Source organism: Streptomyces sp. NPDC101118 (assembly GCF_044759445.1).
Lineage (GTDB): Bacteria > Actinomycetota > Actinomycetes > Streptomycetales > Streptomycetaceae > Streptomyces.
The window spans coordinates 151,743-169,693 of sequence record NZ_JBIVZG010000008.1 but is presented as its reverse complement, the minus strand read 5'-3'; the positions used below and the strand labels follow the sequence as shown (position 1 = coordinate 169,693).

The window sequence follows — 17,951 nt, the reverse complement described above, 5'->3', positions numbered from 1 at the left end:
CGTGACCGCACCCATGCACTTCGGACGCAACCAGGACACCCTCAAGCTGAGGGTTCCGCCCATGCCGCGACCGCAGCAGACGGCACCGCCCGAGCAGGCGGCACCCGCCCCGCCGGCGGGCGCGTACCAGCGCCGGCCCGAGGCGTGGCCCGAGCCGTGGCCCGAGCCGGGACCGGAAGCACCCTGGGAACCCGGGGCACCCGAGGCCCCCGAGACGCCCGGGACTCCCGACGACCAGCCCCGGCCCGCCCGCGGCCGCGACCGCTACCTCGACCTCCTCCGCGCGCTGGCACTCGGCCGCGTGCTGCTCTACCACAACTTCGTCTGGGGCTGGCTGCCCCTCGTCTTCCCGTCGATGGGCGTGATGTTCGCCCTCGCCGGCTCCCTGATGGCCCGCTCGCTCAGCCGCCCCGCCCTCGGCGTGATCCGCGGCCGCCTGCGCCGCCTGCTGCCCCCGATGTGGCTGTTCGGCGCCGTCCTGATCACCCTCCAGATCATCGACGGCTGGGGTCCCGACTCCGAGGGCCACCCCAACTGGTGGTGGTCCAAGATGGCGTTCTGGATCCTGCCGCTGAGCACCCCGCCGTACGCGGACGAGCTGACCGGCTTCGGTCTCGTGGAACAGTCCTGGGCCGCCCAGATCGTCGTACCGCTCTGGTACCTCCGCGCCTACCTCTGGTACGTCCTGTTCTCCCCGCTGATACTCCGGGCGCTGCGACGACTCCCGTGGGTGACGCTGTTCACCCCGCTGGCGCTGACGATCGTGATGCACACGTTCTTCGCCGACCAGGAGTTCGTCTACTACCGGGTCTGGGAGACCGCGAGCGACTTCGCCATGTTCGGCTCCTGCTGGATCCTCGGCATGGCCCACCAGGAGGGGCTCCTCAAGAGGATCCCCCAGTACGTGCTGCCGTCCGTCGCGCCGCTCGTCATGGTGGCGGGCTTCTGGTACCTCCAGACCCGGCCGGTCGACCCGACCGTGCCGACCGACATCGAGGCCTGGCCCATCGCCCAGGCCCTGTGGTCGCTCGGCTTCGTCGCCATCCTGCTCCACATCAGCCCGTCCTGGGACCGGTGGCCCCGGTGGCTGGAGCGCTGGAACGGCCTGATCAGCTTCCTCAACGCACGTGCCGTCAGCGTCTACCTCTGGCACCAGGTGGCGCTCGTGGCCGCGATCCCGCTGATCGACCCCCTCTGGAGCGTTCCCTTCGTCTACGAGCACTTCCAGTGGCTGCTGGCCAGCCAGTGGTTCACGCTCCTGGTGGCGATCCCGCTGGTCGCGCTGCTCGTCCTGACCTTCGGCTGGGTCGAGGACGTGGCGGCCAAGCGCCCGCCCCGCCTCCTCCCGTACCCGCGCCGCCAACGCGGCAGACGCCGCTCGGCCGGCTGACGGGGCGGCAGGCACCCCCGCACCCGACGCCCGGCACCGTGAACCCCTGGTGCCGGGCGGGCCTCCGGCATAGGCTCCGGCGACCCGCGCGGCCGTCGCGCGGCGAGTGCGGCCGAGGCGGCCGAGGGACGGTGGGGGCGTGGACGTGGACGCGGACAGCACACAGGGCGCGGACGGGGACCCGGTGCTCGTGACCGGCGGCACCGGGTTCGTCGGCAGCCACCTGGTCCGGGCGTTGCTGGAGCGCGGCTACCGCGTCCACGCCACGGTCCGGTCGCTGCGGGACGCGGCGAAGGTGCGCCCCCTGCGCGAGATGGCCGACGGCTTCCCCGGCCGGCTGGAGCTGTTCGAGGCCGACCTGCTCGTGGCGGGTTCCTTCGACGCGGCGATGGACGGGTGCCGGGTCGTCTTCCACGTCGCCTCGCCCTTCCTCATGCCCGAGCAGATCAAGGACGGCCTCAAGGACGTGGTGGAGCCGGCGCTGACCGGCACCCGCAACGTCCTGGCCGGCATCGAGCGGACCCTCACGGTCGAGCGCCTCGTCTTCACCTCCACCGTCGGCGCGATCTTCGGGGACTACGCAGACGTCCTGGACATGGACGGCCGCACCCTCTCCGAGCGCTACGTCAACACCACCAGCACCGTCGAGAACAACCCGTACCACTACGCCAAGACCGCCGCCGAGCAGACCGCGTGGGAGGCGGAACGCGCCCAGGACCGCTGGCGCATGGTGTCGGTCAACCCCGGCCTCGTGCTCGGGCCCTCGCTGACCCCCGCCTCGGCATCCGGCAGCCTCTTCCTCGTGGACGAGCTGTTCAAGGGCTTCTTCTGCTACGGCGCACCCGACTTCTCCTTCACGGTCGTGGACGTCCGCGACGTGGCCGCGGCCCACATCGCCGCGGCCGAGAAGCCCGGCGCGCACGGCCGGTACATCCTCGCCCGGCCGGAGATGGTCTCGTTCCGCGAGATGGCCCGGGCCCTGCTGGCCGTACGCCCCAGGGACCCCCGCCTGCCCAGGTGGGGCCTGCCCCACTGGCCGGTACGGCTCCTGGGACCGGCCTTCGGCCTGACGCAGGACTACATCCGCAAGCACCTCGGCATCAGGTTCGCCGTCGACAACCGCAGGAGCACCGAGGAACTCGGCATCACCTACCGCCCCTGGCAGGAAACCCTCCTCGACCACCACCACGCCTGGACCACCCGCCGCGCAGCGTGACCGCCGAGCCGACCGGGGGAGACGGCCTCACGAGGCGCTGCTCCACCCGCCCTTGCTCGAATACGAGTCGACCAGGTCCACCACGAAGACCAGCGTCGAACCCGGCGGGATCAGCGGTGTGGGCGACTGGTTCCCGTAGCCGAGCCGCGGCGGAACGACGATCTCGCGCCGGCCGCCGACCCGCATCCCCTTCACTCCCCGGTCCCAGCCCTTGATCACCCGGCCGCTGCCCAGCGCGAACTTGAACGGCTCGCCCCGGTCCCAGGAGGCGTCGAACTCCTGCCCCGTCTCGAAGGTCACCCCGACGTAGTGGACCTTGACCACCATGCCCGGCTTCACCTCCGGCCCGTCCCCGACGACCAGGTCCCGGACGGTCAGCTCGACAGGAGCCTCACCCTCCGGAACCTCGACCTCCGGCTTCTCCAGTGCACCCATTGCAGCCCCATCACTCGCCGTCGACAGCCCTGCACGAACCGGCCGGACACCCGGCCACCCCGGCACCCGGCACCCGGCACCCCGTGCAGCAGACGTCACGCTACCCGCGCGTTGACGATTCCGAACGGCACGTGGACGCTCGGGGTGGCCGGCGCCGTGCCGTTCAGGTGGGCGACCTGGTCGTCGAAGAAGATGTGCGGGTCGAGGGCGCGCATCACGGCGGCCTTGTCGACGCCGCCGAGGAAGAAGGCGTCGTTGACGCGCAGCCCCCACTGCTTCAGGCTCCGCACCGCCCGTTCGTGTGCGGGCGCGTCCCGCGCGGTGACCAGGGACACCCGCAGCCGGGGCCGGTACGACGGGACCTTGCGGCGCTCCTCCTCCTCGCGGCGCTGGATGCGGTTGACGCCCGCGAGGAACTCCCTCAGGGGACCGGGGTCGTGCGGGGTCGTCGCGTTGAGGACCTCGTGCGCGCGGAACTCGTCGATGCCGCCGGTCTGGTAGATCCGCTCCGAGGAGTCGTCCGCCAGGACGCCGTCGAAGTCGAAGGCGATGCGCAGCTCCCGGTCGGTGTCGTCGTCGACCCGGTCCGTGTTGAGCACGTGCCCCGCCGGCATCCCGTCCGCCATCGCCTCACGCACGTCGGAACCGTTGGCCGACAGGAACAGGGACATGTTCAGAGCGGGCATGAACCGGTGTGACGGCCGGCCCTGCCGGAAGACCGCCCGGCTGATGTGCAGCCCGTGCGCCGCGATGGAACGCATCACGCGCAGCCCGGTGTCCGGGTCGTTGCGCGACAGAATGATGACCTCGACCAGCGGATCGGAGGGATCCGCGAGGTCGTTCAGCGACAGCAGGCGCCGGACGAAGGGGAACGCCACGCCCTTCTCCAGGACGTCGTCCACATGGTCCTCCTGGCAGGTCCGGTACGCGGCCTCACCCCGCTCCCGGAACACCGCGTCGCACTCGGTGAGGTCGAACAGGGCACTGGAGGCGATCCCCACGACGAGGCGCCCGGACAGGTCGTACTTCATCGCGCCCCCCGCCGGCACACCTGCAACACCGAGTGGGTTATCACCCGTTCGAACATGCCGAAAACGCGCGCCCGCCCCCGGGACCCCGCACGTCCGCATGGTGGACCGGCCGTCCCCCCCCCAGCCGTCAGGCGAGGACGTTGACGGCACGGGCGACCACGAGTCCGAGGATCAGCAGGGAGACGAGGGACTGGATGCCCATGGCGATCTTTGCCCAGGGGGCGAGTGGCATGACGTCGGTGGGGCTGAACGCGGTGGCATTGGTGAGCCCGAGGTAGAGGTAGTCGATGAAGTAGGGCCGCCAGGCCGCGCTGCTCAGCCGGGGGTCGAGCTGCTGGGGGAAGGCGAGTGCGGACGCCGAGGACATGTGGTGGGCGCGGGCGGCCGGCCCACCGCCGTCGAGTTCGAAGTACAGCAGGGCGAAGGCGAGGACGGTACCGGCCCACACCGTGCCGCCGGTCTGCAGCAGGCTGACGGCGGAGCTGGTCTCCTTGCCGGCGTGGAGGATGTCGTCGACCAGTTGGACGGTCGACCAGACGGCGCTGAGGGCCAGAACGCCCACCAGGGCGATCGACAGGGTGCGCAGGGCCGCCGAGCGCCGGTCGATCCGGCCCGGGTCGCCGGCGATGAGCGCCAGCAGGAGCAGTCCCTCGACGGAAGGGAGCACCCAGCGGGGCGCCAGACGGAGGTCGTCGGGGAGCAGGACGGTCAGCACCATGGCGGTGACGACGGCCGCCGCCATCGGCCAGCGGGGCTCGCCCAGGGGCTCGTCCGGTCCCGGGCTCAGGGTCGGCTCGGGGGTGGGTCCGGTCACGATGGCGGCCCTTACGGTCGGGTGCGGGGTGCGGGGTGCGGGGTGCGGGGTGCGGTTGCGGGGGGTGCTGGTCGCCCAGGACCGGATTCCGACTCTGGAGGCGGCCGCCGGGCCGGTCAAGCAGGCCACGCCGGTGAGGCCGGGTGCCCGCGCCGCAGCGGCGCACGGCCCCGGTGGCCGGCACGCCGCGTCCGCACGCACCCTGCGGAGGCCTCCGACAGCGGCGGCCACCGTGAGGCGAGGAGGCCGTGGGAGAGCCGGGAGCCCCCATGTCCGGACACCGTCGTGAGCCGTCCGACAGCGCCCAGGAACTCCTGCTCGCACTCGTGCCGAGGGGCGGGCCGCCGCGGTCGAGCCCGGAGTGCCCGTGCTGCTCACCGACGGCGTGGTGGAGGGCCGCGCTACCCCATGGAGTCCGGACCGGCCGAAGTGGTCGCACTGCCTCCTCCAGCTGGTACGTGACCAGGTCACCCCCCTGTGGCCACCGACCGGCGTCGCGCAGGCCGGGCTGCTCCTCGTCGGGCTGCGCGCCTGGCCGGGTGTCGCGCTGGGCGCGTTCCTCGTCAACGTGTTCCTCGGCCCGTCCGCGATCCCCGTCCTCGCCATCACCGCGGGCAACACCCTGGCTCCCGTCCGCGCCTGCCTGATGCTGCGCAGGGCGGGGTTCGGAAACGATCTGGACCGCCTGCGCGACGTACTGGCGCCGGTCTTCCTCGGCGCGCTCGCCGGCACTTCCGGCCGGGCCGACGCAGCCCCCTGCGCCCCCTCCGCGCCGGCCCCCGCCGGGGGATTCCCGGCCCGTGACGGCCCCGCCCCACGCGTTCCGACTCGCCCGCACGGTCCCGGGCGCGACAGCATGGAGAGAAGGCGCCCGGCGGATCCCCGAGAGGAGGCGACGCGGACGGTGACCAGTCGTGGCTTTGCGTTCTGCGGCGCCGAGCTCGCCGCTGTCTACGTGGTCGCCGACCAGGGCAGGGAACTCCATCTGGCCGAGCTGACCGGAAACCGGGGCCTCCTCCACGGTCTGCCCGCCGTCCTCGCCGTGGCCGGCCGTTCGCCCGCCGCGCATGCCTTCCGCGCCGGCCGCGCCCTCTGGCTGGCCCCCGGGGAACTCACCACGTTCACCGCGGACGCCGCCCACCACGCCCCCCACCACGCCCCCACCCGGAGCCGCGGCGGCGATCCCGGCCCACCCGCCGGGATCTCGCTCGGCGCGCTGCCCCTCGGACACGGCGACCAGGAGCTCGGCTGCCTGGTGGTGGCCGGGGAGGTCGGCGGCGGCTTCAGCGCCGACCGCCGCAGCCTCCTGGAGCTCTACGCCGACCAGGTGGCCGCCGGACTCGAATCGGTCGCCGCCCGCTCCGCCGGACGCAAGGCCCCTCAGACGCACCTGGCCCAGTCCCTGGTGCCCCACCAGGGCGGCGCGTTCATCGTCGAACTGAGCACCGGCCGCATGGAGGCACACGCGCACGTGCTGGAACTCCTCGGCCTGCCTCCCGAGGAGTTCGACGGGAAGGTGGAGACCCTGCTCGCCCGCGCGGTCCCCGACGACATCCCCGCACTGATGGCGATCGTGGAGCCGGACCGGCGGGCCGCCGACGGACAGCAGCTGGCCTTCCGCGTCCACCGCCCGAACGGCGAGCTGCGCTGGCTGGGGCTGCGCTGCCGCCTCGAGACGGACCCCGACGGCACGCCGCGCCGCGTCCTGGGCGTGGTGGCCGACGCCACCTACCTGCGACCCAGCGCCGACGAGGTCTCCCTCGTCCAGCGGCTGTCGGCCACCCTGGCGGGTGCGGCGACCATCCGGGAGGTCAGCCGGCTTGCGGTCGCCGCCCTGCGCGAGCCACTCGGAGCCGACCGGGTCGCAATCGGCGAACTGGAGCCCGAGCGGCTCATCGTCACCTCCCTCGACCCGCCGGAGCCCGATGCCTGGCCCGAGGCCTGGCGCTCGGAATGGCGGTCGGAGTGGCCCGACGTGCCGCTCGGCGACCTGCCCACCCTGCAGAGCGCGGTGCGCGGGGGACACCTGAGCCTGTGGCCGCCCGGCGCGGCGCTCGAGCGCGGACTCCTGGGCGTCGGGCCGGGCGGTCTCGCGGTCCTCCCGCTGTCCGCCGAGGGCAGGACGGTGGGCGCGTGCCTGGTGGGCTGGGACGCGGAACACCGGTTCGGACCGGAGGAGAGGTCCCTGCTGACCGCGACCGCGGGGCTGGTGGGGCAGGCGCTGGTCCGCGCCCACGCACTGGACGCCGGCCACGAACTCGCCACCATGCTCCAGCGCAGCCTGCTCCCCCGCAAACTCCCGGAGCTGCCGGGCGGGGTGGCCGTCGCCCGCTACCTCCCCGCGACGGCGGGACTGGAGGTCGGCGGGGACTGGTACGACGTCATCCCGCTCGGCGGCGGCCACGTCGCGTTCGTCATCGGGGACGTCCAGGGCCACAGCGCCGCGGCGGCCACCATCATGGGCCAGATGCGGACCGCGGTCAGGGCGTACGCGGTGGAGGGCCACCCCGCCGACGTGGTGGTCGCACGGGCCAACCGGCTGCTCGTCGGCATGGAGACCGACCTCTTCGCCACCTGCGGGTACGTCGACCTGGACATGGAGGAGGGCATCGCCAAGGTCGTACGGGCGGGCCACCTCCCGCCGCTGCTGCGCCACCCCGACGGCGTCACCGAGGAGATGGTCGTCGAGGGCGGGCCCCCACTGGGCGTGCTCGCGGAAGCCGAATTCCCCATGACCGAGGCGGGGCTGCTCCCCGGAACCCTGCTGGTGCTGCTGACGGACGGCCTGGTCGAGTCCGCCAGGCTGCCCCTGGACGAGGGCATGCGGCGGGTGCGCGACGTGCTCGCCGTGGCCGGCCCGGTCGACGCGGGAGCGGTCGCCGACGAGCTGCTCGTCGCCGTGGGCCGTCGCGACGACGACGTCGCGCTGCTGGTGCTGCGCTACGACGGCACACGGGACCGGCCGTTGCGCAGCCACTGGAAGGTGTGGCGGCTGCCCGACGCGGTCCTGCACGCGCGCCGCTTCGCCGCCCGTACCCTGCGGACCTGGGGAGCGGCGGACGAACTCGACGCGGCCCTGCTGGTCGTGTCCGAGCTGGTCACCAACGCCATCGCGCACACGCAGGGCGAGGTGGGCATGGACCTGACCCTCTCGGCGGACCGGCTGCGGATCGCCGTGAGCGACGCGTCGCCGCGCAGCCCCGTCAAACCGGTGTCGGTGAGCTGGGAGGCGACCGGCGGCCGGGGGCTGCTCATCGTCGAGGCGATGACGGCGGCCTGGGGCTCGGTGCCGCTCAGCGGCGGCAAACAGGTGTGGGCCGAGATCCCCTGGCACCGCCCGGCCGCCTGACCCACAACCGGAGCTAGGGCTTCGGCGCCTTCTGCTGGAGGGCGGTGTGGCCGGCCACGGACATGACGAGCGCGAAGACGAACAGCAGAATCGCGAGCCCGCTGAACAGGGCGCTGTGCCACAGCACCAGGGCCAGGACCGGGTGGACGACGAGCAGTACGACGGAGAACGCCATCCCGAGGACCGGCCGGGAGCGGCGCGACACCAGCAGGAGGGGACGGCGCAGGTGGGGCGGGATCCGCCGGGCCTGCCACAGCAGCCAGCCTCCCCAGCTGCCGACGAGCACGGCGGCGCACACCAGGACGGTGGCGACGGCATCGGTGCCGGTGGCGCCGGCCCGCAGGCGGGCGGAGCCCAACGACACCGCGACGATGCCGGCGAGGGCGACCCAGCGGGATTCCACGAGCGCTCCCCAGGCCATCCTCTCCAGGTTGTGGCGGGCGTGGCGGTCGTTCACGTCGAGGGCGGCGGACCGGACGAAGCCTTCGGCGGCCCGCGTCCACGAGCCGGGACGGAGCCGGCTGCGGCGCAGATGGAGCAGCGAGAGGTTGTTGAGGGCCTGGCTGTTGTCCGGGTCGAGGCGCAGCGCCGTCTCGTACGCCTCCTGGGCGACGCGGTACCGGCGGGTGTGGTGGGCGGTCAGGCCGACGAGGAAGTGCGCTTCGCTCTCCTCGGGTGCGAGGGCGGCGGCCGTGCGCGCCGCCTCGTGTGCGGCCCGCATGCGCTTCCCGCCGCCGACTCGGCGGGCGCGGCCGGTGCGGTCGAGCACGGTGCCGAGGGTGTGGTGGCTCCCCCAGTGGTGCGGGGCGAGTTCGACCGCGCGCCGGGCGGAGAGCTCGGCCTGCTCGTGCTCCGTCAGGGCGAGCAGGACGTGCGCGTGCACCAGCCAGGCGCCCACCGACTCGGGTGCGACGTGCAGGGCCCGTTCGACGGCGGTGAGCGCCTGCCGCTCGTCGCCGAGACGGTGGCGGCAGCGGGCGAGCAGCACGAGTGCGGCGGCGTCGTCGGGATCGTCGGCGAGGTGCCGGGCGGCGAGGGCCGCGGCCTGCTCGTAGCGCCCCAGGTCGTAGAGGGCGTCGGCCTGCTGCAGGGCCCGGCCCATCAGACCTTGTCCCGGTCGTGGGTCATGCTGAGCAGGTTCGGTACGAGTGCCAGCCAGAACAGCACCTGGGGCACGGTGCGCCCGCTCCACGGGAGGGCCACGAGCAGCAGCGCGCACAGGGTGGCCCAGGTGGCCTGGCCGAGCACGACCCTGGCCCAGAACGAACGGCGTACGAGCGAGCGCACGGTGAGCCGTGCCCCGGTCCGCAGCCGCCGGTAGCGGCGCCACGCGCCGAAGCCCCACACCAGGGCCATCAGGGCGAGCGCCCACAGCCGGGTGCCGGGATGGACGGGCAGCTCCTTCGCCCCGCCCCCGGTGGGGAAGACGCCGACGGTGACGGCGGCCATCACCAGACAGAGCAGCGCGAGCCACCGGGTGCCGCGCAGCATCCGGTACACGGCCCTGTCGAGGTCGGCGCGGAGCGACTGGGAGCCGGGGGCGGTGGCGAGCGCGCCGGCGTAGAGGTCGGCGGCCCGGGCGGCGGACGTGCCCGGCTTGCGGACCTCGCGGTCGGTGACGTGCGAGACGGCGAGCTGGTCGGCCGGGTCGATGCGCAGCATCTGCCGCACGGACTCCTCCACCAGGGCGGAGCGGCTGTTGAACGCGGCGACCTTGTACATGGTGTGCCACGTGTCGACGACGTCCGGGCCGAGCCGGACGGCCTCCAGCGCCTCCTGGAGCGCCTCCTCCTTCGTCCCCACGAAGATCAGCATCTCGGCGCGCTGCGCGCGCGGGCCCCAGAGCTCCGGCGCGAGGCGGATGGCCTCGCGCTGCGACTGCTCGGCCTCGGGCAGCCGGCTCAGTCTGCGCAGGGCGAATCCGCGCATGAAGTGGCCGTCGGCGAGCTCGGGTTCGAGCTTCAGCGCCTGGTCGGCGGCGTCGAGCCCCTCCTCCTGGCGGCCGAGAGCGGTGAGACAGCGGGCGCGCGTGGTCCAGGCCTCGTGGTCGTCGGGAGCCTCGGCGAGACGCCGGTCGACGAGGGCCAGGGCCTCCTCGCGCCGCTCCATGCCGTAGAGCTCGAGGGCCTGTTCGACCCGGGGGTGCAGGGAAGTTCCACTCACAGCTTGCGCTTCTTCTTCAGGTAGGCGACGAGGTCGTCGTAGATGCCGCCGTCGTTGGCGAACATGGCGACGTTGCGGGCGGAGGCGAACCAGGATTCGCTGGAGGGCTTGATCTGCCTGGCCGCGGCCAGGAGGTCCTTCGTGCCGATCATGCGGACGGAGCCGGACCGGGCGGAGTCCAGGAGGGCGTACTCGGCCGCGCTCTCGCAGACATGGGCGAGATCGGCGCCCGAGAAGTCCTCGGTGACCTTGACGAGCTTCCCGAGGTCGACGGACTCGATGGGACGCTCGCGCAGGTGGTAGCGGAGGATCGCCTCCCGGGCCGGGGCGTCGGGCGGCAGCACGAGCAGGGTGCGGTCCAGGCGGCCGGGGCGGCGCAGGGCGAGGTCGACGTCCCAGGGGACGTTGGTCGCGGCGAGCACGAAGACGCCCTCGTTCTGTGCGGAGTCGATGCCGTCGAGCTCGGTGAGGAGCTGGTTGACGACGTTGCGCAGACCGCTGTGGTGGGAACGCGAGCGCTTGGCGCCGAGCGCGTCCAGCTCGTCGAGGAAGACCACGCAGGGCGCCTGCCGGCGGGCGGCCTCGAAGATGTCGTGGACGTTCTTCTCCGAGGTGCCGATGTACATGTCGAGGATGTCGGAGAGCGACACCGACATGAAGCCGGCACCGAGTTCGCCGGCGACGGCCCGCGCGATGAACGTCTTGCCGCAGCCGGGCGGACCGTACAGGAGCAGCCCGCCGCGCAGCGACTTGCCGTACAGCCTGCGGAGTTCGGGATTGCGCATCGGGGCGAGGAAGGCGGCTTCCAGCCGGTCCTTGACCTGCTGCATGCCGCCGACGTCGGCGAGGCGTACGTCGCCCGGGGCGTCGACGTCCCAGGCGGACGCGTCGCCAGGGTCGCCGCTGCCGTCCGCGGTGAGGGGGGCCTCGGTGGCGTCGCCCGCGTCGGCGGGGCCGGTGGGGTCGGCGGCGAAGCGGGGGCCGACGACGCCGGCGACCTCCTGCTCGGCAGCGGCCCAGTCGAAGGCGGCGGGCCGGGCGGAGTGCGGGCCGGGCGCGGGCGCGGCGGTCGCGGGCGTGCCGGCGGAGGGCGTGCCGACGCGGGGCGTGCCGACCGTGGGCAGTTGCATGGCGCGGGCCATCAGGCCCCGTACCGCCTCGTCGCCCGGCGCGTGCTGCAGCGCGACCGCGGCCTCCACGACGGCCTCGTCGTGCCTCCCCTCCGCGAGCAGCAGTTCGGCGAAGTGCAGCCGGAGGGGAACGTCCTCGGGAGCGGCTGCGACAGCGGCCCGCAGGCTACGGATGAGAGGTGACTCGTCGGACATGGGGTCAGCCTAGAAACCGCTCCGCGACCCTCGTGCACCGGGTGCGGTCGGAATCGGCGGACCCGCAACACCTGCATCGCAGGCGTCAGGAAGGAACCATCTAGGATGTCGGCCGCGTGTTGCTGTCACGTGCGGTTGACGTCACGCCGCCGTGGCTCGCTGTTCCTACGGGGGAGAACTTCGGTGTTCGGAATCATCAGGCCCTGCCGTCATCGCCTGGGCGAGGGCTTGCGTACCGAGTGGATGGCGCACCTGTGCGGGCTGTGCCTCGCCCTGCGCAGCGAGTACGGGCAGTTCGCGCGGGTGGCCACGAACTACGACGGCCTGATCGTCTCGGTGCTGACCGAGGCGCAGTCGGAGCGTACCGGGGACTGGCGGCGGGGTGCCGGTCCGTGCCCGCTGCGCGGGATGCGGTCGGCGGACGTGGCGCAGGGTGAGGGCGCACGGCTGGCGGCGACGGTGTCGCTGGTGCTGGCCGCGGCGAAGATACGTGACCACGTGGCCGACGGCGACGGCCTGGTGGGGCGCCGCCCGGTGGCGCTGGCGGCCCGCCGGATCGCCCACGGCTGGGACCGTGCGGGCGCCGCGGGCGGCGAACGGCTCGGCTTCGACACCGCCGTGCTGATCGGGGCGGTCGAGCGCCAGCCGGAGGTCGAGCGGTCGACCGGCCCCGGAGGCTCGCTGCTGACGGTCACGGAGCCCACGGAGACGGCGACCGCAGCCGCCTTCGCGTACACCGCGGTGCTCACGGACCGCCCGGGCAACGCCGGACCGCTGGCGGAGGCGGGCCGGCTGTTCGGCCGGCTGGCCCACCTGCTGGACGCGGTGGAGGACCTGGCCGCGGACGAGGCATCAGGTGCGTGGAACCCGATCGCGGTGACCGGCGCGGACCTCGCCGAGGTGCGCAGGCTCTGTGACGACGCCGTCCACGGCATCCGACTCGCCCTGTCCGACGCCGTGTTCGTCGACGGACGGCTGGTGGGGGCACTTCTGGGCGGCGAGCTGGAGCGCGCCGTCGACCGCGTCTTCGACCCCCGGCACCGTCACCACGAGCACCGCCCCCGGGCAGCGGGCCTGCGCATGCTGCCCTGGCTGGGACGCCGTACGGCGACGGAAACGCCCTCGGCGACCGGTACGGGCATCGGTACGGGCACCGGCGCGGCCTGTGGTGTCGGGGCGCTCGCGGGCGCGGCCCCCGCGGGCGCGTCGATGACGTCGCGCCGGCCGCCGGAGGGGCAGTGCCAACGGTGCGGCCAGTGGCGCCGGCTGTGCGCCCACTGCAGGCTGTGCCCCGGCTGCTGCCGCTGCACCACCGACGACGCGGAACCCTGGGACTTCGGCGGCGGCAACGGCGGTTCGAGCTCGAACGGCTCCCGCGGGAGCGATTCCGGGGGCGACGGCTGGTTCGGCGGCCACGGCGGCCACGGCGGAGGCAACTCGGGCGGCTTCTCGGGCGGTTCAGGGGGAGGCCACGGCTCCGGTGGCTCCGGTGGCTCCGGCGGCGGCTCGGGTGACGGCTGCGGCGGCGGTGGCGGCGGCTGCTGCAACCCGTGCAAGTGCTGCTGCGACTGCTGCGACTGACCGAGCACGTCCGCACCCGGTTCCCCCGAAGGGGAACCGGGTGCGGAGCCCCGGACCCGGCAGGCCCCGGTACCGCTCCTAGAAGAAGCCGAGCCGCTTCGGCGAGTACGAAACGAGGATGTTCTTCGTCTGCTGGTAGTGGTCCAGCATCATCTTGTGCGTCTCGCGGCCGATGCCGGACTGCTTGTAGCCGCCGAAGGCGGCGTGGGCCGGGTAGGCGTGGTAGCAGTTCGTCCAGACGCGGCCTGCCTGGATCGCGCGGCCCGCGCGGTACGCGGTGTTGATGTCACGGGTCCAGACGCCCGCGCCCAGGCCGTACGACGTGTCGTTCGCGATGCGGATCGCGTCCTCGAAGTCCCGGAACGACGTGACCGAGACGACCGGGCCGAAGATCTCCTCCTGGAAGATCCGCATGCGGTTGTCGCCCTCGAAGATGGTCGGCTGCACGTAGTAGCCGCCCGCGAGCTCGCCGTCGTACTCGATGCGCTGACCGCCCGTCAGGATCTTCGCGCCCTCCTTCCGGCCGATCTCCAGGTACGAGAGGATCTTCTTCAGCTGGTCGTCCGAGGCCTGGGCGCCGATCATCGTGTCCGTGTCCAACGGGTGCCCGGGCGTGATGAGTTCGGTACGGGCCACGGCGGCGTCCAGGAAGTCCCCGTACCGGCCGCGCTCGATCAGGGCGCGCGAGGGGCACGTGCACACCTCGCCCTGGTTCAGCGCGAACATCGTGAAGCCCTCCAGGGCCTTGTCGCGCAGGTCGTCGTCCACCGCCCAGACGTCGTCGAAGAAGATGTTCGGGCTCTTGCCGCCCAGCTCCAGCGTGACGGGCTTCAGGTGCTCCGCGGCGTACTGCATGATCAGGCGGCCTGTGGACGTCTCGCCGGTGAACGCGATCTTCGCGACCCGCGGGCTGGTGGCGAGCGGCTTGCCCGCCTCCTCGCCGAAGCCGTTGACGATGTTGACGACGCCCGGCGGCAGCAGGTCGGCGACCAGCCCCATCCAGTAGTGCACGGACGCCGGGGTCTGTTCGGCCGGCTTGAGGACCACCGTGTTCCCGGCCGCCAGCGCCGGAGCCAGCTTCCACACCGCCATCAGGATCGGGAAGTTCCAGGGGATGATCTGGGCGACCACGCCCAGCGGCTCGTGGAAGTGGTACGCGACCGTGTCGTCGTCCACCTCGCTCAGTGCGCCCTCCTGCGCGCGCAGCGCGCCCGCGAAGTAGCGGAAGTGGTCGATCGCGAGGGGGACGTCGGCGGCCAGGGTCTCGCGCACCGGCTTGCCGTTCTCCCACGTCTCGGCGACGGCGAGGCGTTCGAGGTTCTGCTCCATGCGGTCGGCGATGCGCAGCAGGACTGCGGAGCGCTCGGCCGCCGGGGTGCGGCCCCAGGCGGGGGCCGCGGCGTGCGCGGCGTCCAGCGCCCGCTCCACGTCCTCGGCCGTGCCGCGGGCGACCTCCGTGAACGGCCGGCCGTTGACGGGGGAGGGGTTCTCGAAGTACCCGCCGCGCGCGGGCGGTACGTACGCGCCGCCGATCCAGTGGTCGTAGCGGGGCGCGTACTCGACGAGCGAGCCCTCGGTGCCGGGCGCTGCGTATCGGGTCATCCCTGACTCCTCCCGAAGACGCGCCCGTCCGTGGTGACGGGCGCTCGCCGCGAGGCTAGGAGCAGGTACGTTGCGCGGACGTTGCCGCGCGGACGTCGCACCGCGGGCCGCGGCCGCGGCCGCGGCCCGGCCCGGGATGGGCCGGGCGGGGCGGGTGGGGGCAGGGCAGGGCGGGGGAGGGCGGGTTGGCTGCGGCCGGGGCCCTGCCGGTCAGCCGGCCGGCGTACCCAGTTCCGCGTCCAGCGCCCGCGCCCGGGCCAGGGCCGGGCCCCGGCGGTCGGCCGGCAGGGCGTGCGCGAGGGCCCGCCAGACCTCCGGGTCCCCCTCGCCCCACGGGCTGTACGCCCAGTCGCCGAGCAGCCCCGCGTCGCCGCGCGCCACCAGCGCCGCCCGCAGCCGGTCCGCGAGCCGGCGCCGCAGCCGGACGACCTCCGGGGCCGTCGAGGACGGCAGCAGCGGACCGGCGTACGCCGACAGGGCCGTGGACACCGCGCCCAGCGCCAGCTGCTCCGCCACGTACGCGTGGTCCGTCGTCACCGGGGACGCCAGCCGGTAGGGCCGGGACAGCAGGACGCCCGGGCCCAGGAGGGCGCGCAGCCGTGACATTTCAGCGCGCAATGTCACAGGTGACACCGTTTCATCCTCGTACAGTCCCACCAGCAGTTCGTCCCCCGTCATCCCCTCCGGACGGCACGCCAGCAACAGCAGGATCTCGCTGTGCCGCCGCCCCAGCCGCACCCGTCGCCCGCCCCGCGCGAACACCGCCTCGTCCCGCCCCAGCACCCGCAACCCGTCCACCGCCGCCGGCTCCGGCGCCAGCAGCGCCAGCTGCGACTCCGCGGCCCGCGCCACCGCCTGTACGAACGCCAGCGAATGCGGGTGCGCCAGCCCGTCCCCACCCGTGATGTCCACCGCCCCCAGCAGCCGCCCGCTCCGCGGATCGTGCAACGGCGCCGCCGCACACGTCCACGGATGCACCCGCCTGCTGAAGTGCTCCGCACCGAACACCTGCACGGGACGGTCCAGCGCCATCGCCGTCCCCGGCGCGTTCGTCCCCATCGCCGACTCCGCCCACCGCGACCCCGGCACGAACCCCAGCCCGTCCGCCCGCCGGCGCGTCGCCGCGTGCCCCTCCACCCACATCAGCCGCCCGCCCGCGTCGCACACCGCGAGGAGGTGCTCCCCGTCCGACGCGAACGCCCCCACCAACTCCCGCACCACCGGCATCACCCGCGCCAGCGGATGCTGCTCCCGGTACTCGGCCAGCTCCGCGTCCGGCAGCTCCACCCGCGCCGCGCACTCCGGGCTCACCCGGGCCCGCGCGCACCGCCGCCACGATTCGGCCACCACCGACCGCACCGGCGGCCCCACCCGCCCCTCCGTGGTGAACACGGCGTGGGCACGCCGCAGTTCACGCGACCGCCGCACCGCATCGGCACCGGCCGGCAACGCCACCCACGGATCGCTCAACGCGCCCTCCCGCCCTCGCGTGCCGGGCCCGCGCCGCCGCGAGCCCTCCGGCGCCCCCATCGTCGTACCGGCCCCGGACCCCGGCAAGGAGCGCGTCGGCCACGCCCTCCCCGACCCGCCGCGCCGATACGGCCGATTCGCGCCGCACGCCGGAGAGGCGCCCCACGGCCGCCTTGGCTAGGGTTGCCGGGGGCCGCGCCACCACGACGCCACCCCGCAGACACCGCGAGGCACCCAGGGGGAACCATGCCCGGCACCGCGCCAGAAGACCGGCGCCCGGACGACCGGCGCGCCGTCTTCCGCCAGTACGTCGACGCCGTCGGCCTGCACGGAATGGCCGGCGCCGAGGCCGCGGGACTCCAGCCCTCCGAGTGGTTCGCCCTCAGCCACCTCACCCGCGAGGGACCGCTCACCTCCGGCGAACTCTCCGCCCGCACCGGACTCACCACCGGCGCCACCACCCGCCTCATCGACCGCCTCCAGCGGGCCGGCTACGTACGCCGCACCACCGATCCCGGCGACCGCCGCAAGGTGCTCGTCGAACCCGTCCCGTACGCGCTCGCCGACGTGGACGACGTCGTCTCCCCGGCCAGGCGCCGCATCGCCGAGCTCCTCGACACCTACTCGGCCGACGAACTCGACCTGCTCTTCGACTACTTCAGCCGCGCCGCCCCCGCCTTCCACGCGGCCACCGACGAGATCCGCGAGGCGGCCGGCCCGCGCCGCAGGACCACCGCCGCCGACCGGCTGTGACCCGGCGCGCGGCGCTGCCGTGACCGGAGCCGGGCGCGGCCGCCCGCCGGGAACGGCCGGCTGTCAGTGCCACCGGCTAGCGTGGCGGCCATGAGCGAATTCGTACTCGTGCCGGGGGCCTGGCTGGGCGCATGGGCCTGGGACACCGTCGTACGCGACCTCCGCGCGGCCGGCCACGGCGCACACCCGCTGACCCTGACCGGCCTGGCGGAGCGCCGCGGCACCCCCGCCGGACAGGCCACCCACGTCCAGGACGTCGTCGACGCCGTCGTCGGCGCCGACCTGCGCGACGTGGTGCTGGTCGGACACAGCTACTCGGGCATCCCCGTCGGCCAGGCCGCCGAGCGCATCGGCGACCGCCTCACCCGGGTCGTCTTCGTCGACTCCAACGTCCCCGCGCACGGCGAGTCGTTCGTCTCCGCCTGGCCCGCCGGCCGCGCCATGGTGGAGGCCGCCATCGCGGCCCACGACGGCTTCTGGCCGCCGCCGGCCGCCGCCGACTACGCCGGCCAGGGCCTCACCGACGAGCAGATCGCGCACCTCGTCGACGGCGCCACCCCGCACCCCGGCGCGACCCTCACCGAACCTGCCGTACTCGGCCGCCCGCTCGGCGACTTGCCCGCCCTGTACGTCAAATGCCTGCTGGACGGCGCCGAACCGGGCCCCGACGCCGCCGCGCTGCTCAAACACGACACCTGGCGCCTGGCCGAACTCGACACCGGCCACTGGCCCATGTTCTCCCAGCCGCACGAACTCTCCCGCCTCCTCCTGGAGGCCGCGACGCACTGACACCGCCACCGCGCGGAACCACGGATCCCGGGC

The 17,951-nt window shown here is 73.9% G+C and carries 14 protein-coding genes; 6 read left to right on the top strand and 8 right to left on the bottom strand.

Translation table 11 applies throughout. The annotated features are described in order from the left end of the window. Position 1: 1 nt before the first annotated feature. A complete protein-coding gene (locus tag ACIQUQ_RS16160; protein WP_403976008.1) occupies positions 2 to 1,390 on the top strand; it encodes an acyltransferase in 1,389 nt (462 codons plus the stop codon). Positions 1,391 to 1,529: 139 nt separating this feature from the next. Continuing rightward, a complete protein-coding gene (locus tag ACIQUQ_RS16155; RefSeq protein ID WP_403976006.1) occupies positions 1,530 to 2,606 on the top strand; it encodes an NAD-dependent epimerase/dehydratase family protein in 1,077 nt (358 codons plus the stop codon). 27 nt (positions 2,607 to 2,633) lie between these two features. On the opposite strand, the gene ACIQUQ_RS16150 is transcribed toward ACIQUQ_RS16155, so the two are convergent. From ACIQUQ_RS16150 to ACIQUQ_RS16140, 3 genes are all read right to left on the bottom strand, one after another. Continuing rightward, a complete protein-coding gene (locus tag ACIQUQ_RS16150; protein WP_403976003.1) occupies positions 2,634 to 3,041 on the bottom strand; it encodes an FKBP-type peptidyl-prolyl cis-trans isomerase in 408 nt (135 codons plus the stop codon). A gap of 95 nt (positions 3,042 to 3,136) precedes the next feature. After that, complete coding sequence (locus ACIQUQ_RS16145; protein ID WP_403976001.1) at positions 3,137 to 4,072, bottom strand: 5'-nucleotidase; 936 nt, start codon at positions 4,070 to 4,072, stop codon at positions 3,137 to 3,139. A gap of 127 nt (positions 4,073 to 4,199) precedes the next feature. Next, complete coding sequence (locus ACIQUQ_RS16140; protein WP_403975999.1) at positions 4,200 to 4,886, bottom strand: hypothetical protein; 687 nt, start codon at positions 4,884 to 4,886, stop codon at positions 4,200 to 4,202. Positions 4,887 to 5,253: 367 nt separating this feature from the next. Here ACIQUQ_RS16140 and ACIQUQ_RS16135 point away from each other — a divergent pair, with 367 nt between their 5' ends. Beyond that, a complete protein-coding gene (locus tag ACIQUQ_RS16135) occupies positions 5,254 to 8,235 on the top strand; it encodes a SpoIIE family protein phosphatase (protein ID WP_403975997.1) in 2,982 nt (993 codons plus the stop codon). Positions 8,236 to 8,248: 13 nt separating this feature from the next. On the opposite strand, the gene ACIQUQ_RS16130 is transcribed toward ACIQUQ_RS16135, so the two are convergent. The 3 genes from ACIQUQ_RS16130 to ACIQUQ_RS16120 are packed head-to-tail and all read right to left on the bottom strand — an operon-like array spanning position 8,249 to position 11,723. Continuing rightward, positions 8,249 to 9,337 (bottom strand): tetratricopeptide repeat protein, encoded by a 1,089-nt coding sequence (locus ACIQUQ_RS16130; protein ID WP_403975995.1) that lies wholly within the window; start codon positions 9,335 to 9,337, stop codon positions 8,249 to 8,251. Next, the gene (locus ACIQUQ_RS16125; protein WP_403975992.1) at positions 9,337 to 10,398 is read right to left on the bottom strand and encodes a tetratricopeptide repeat protein; all 1,062 of its coding nucleotides are present in this window, start codon (positions 10,396 to 10,398) and stop codon (positions 9,337 to 9,339) included. The genes ACIQUQ_RS16130 and ACIQUQ_RS16125 overlap by 1 nt, the downstream gene beginning before the upstream one ends. Next, positions 10,395 to 11,723 (bottom strand): AAA family ATPase, encoded by a 1,329-nt coding sequence (locus ACIQUQ_RS16120; protein ID WP_403975989.1) that lies wholly within the window; start codon positions 11,721 to 11,723, stop codon positions 10,395 to 10,397. Before ACIQUQ_RS16120 ends, ACIQUQ_RS16125 begins: the two co-directional genes overlap by 4 nt. A 183-nt stretch (positions 11,724 to 11,906) precedes the next feature. On the opposite strand from ACIQUQ_RS16120, the gene ACIQUQ_RS16115 reads away from it, so the two are divergent. Then, positions 11,907 to 13,304 (top strand): DUF5685 family protein, encoded by a 1,398-nt coding sequence (locus tag ACIQUQ_RS16115; protein ID WP_403975987.1) that lies wholly within the window; start codon positions 11,907 to 11,909, stop codon positions 13,302 to 13,304. A 78-nt stretch (positions 13,305 to 13,382) separates the two neighbouring features. Here the strand turns inward: ACIQUQ_RS16115 and ACIQUQ_RS16110 are convergent, their stop codons facing one another. Together ACIQUQ_RS16110 and ACIQUQ_RS16105 are read right to left on the bottom strand one after the other, a co-directional pair. Then, entirely contained in the window at positions 13,383 to 14,906 is a 1,524-nt protein-coding gene (locus ACIQUQ_RS16110; RefSeq protein ID WP_403975984.1) for an aldehyde dehydrogenase family protein, read from the bottom strand. Positions 14,907 to 15,116: 210 nt separating this feature from the next. Beyond that, positions 15,117 to 16,376: a GAF domain-containing protein gene (locus ACIQUQ_RS16105; protein WP_403975981.1), complete on the bottom strand. Its 1,260-nt coding sequence runs from the start codon at positions 16,374 to 16,376 to the stop codon at positions 15,117 to 15,119. A 246-nt stretch (positions 16,377 to 16,622) separates the two neighbouring features. Here ACIQUQ_RS16105 and ACIQUQ_RS16100 point away from each other — a divergent pair, with 246 nt between their 5' ends. Next, positions 16,623 to 17,129, top strand: a complete 507-nt coding sequence (locus ACIQUQ_RS16100) for a MarR family winged helix-turn-helix transcriptional regulator (protein WP_403975979.1) — start codon at positions 16,623 to 16,625, stop codon at positions 17,127 to 17,129. A gap of 90 nt (positions 17,130 to 17,219) precedes the next feature. After that, positions 17,220 to 17,918, top strand: a complete 699-nt coding sequence (locus tag ACIQUQ_RS16095) for an alpha/beta fold hydrolase (RefSeq protein WP_403975976.1) — start codon at positions 17,220 to 17,222, stop codon at positions 17,916 to 17,918. The last annotated feature ends 33 nt before the right edge of the window (positions 17,919 to 17,951 follow it).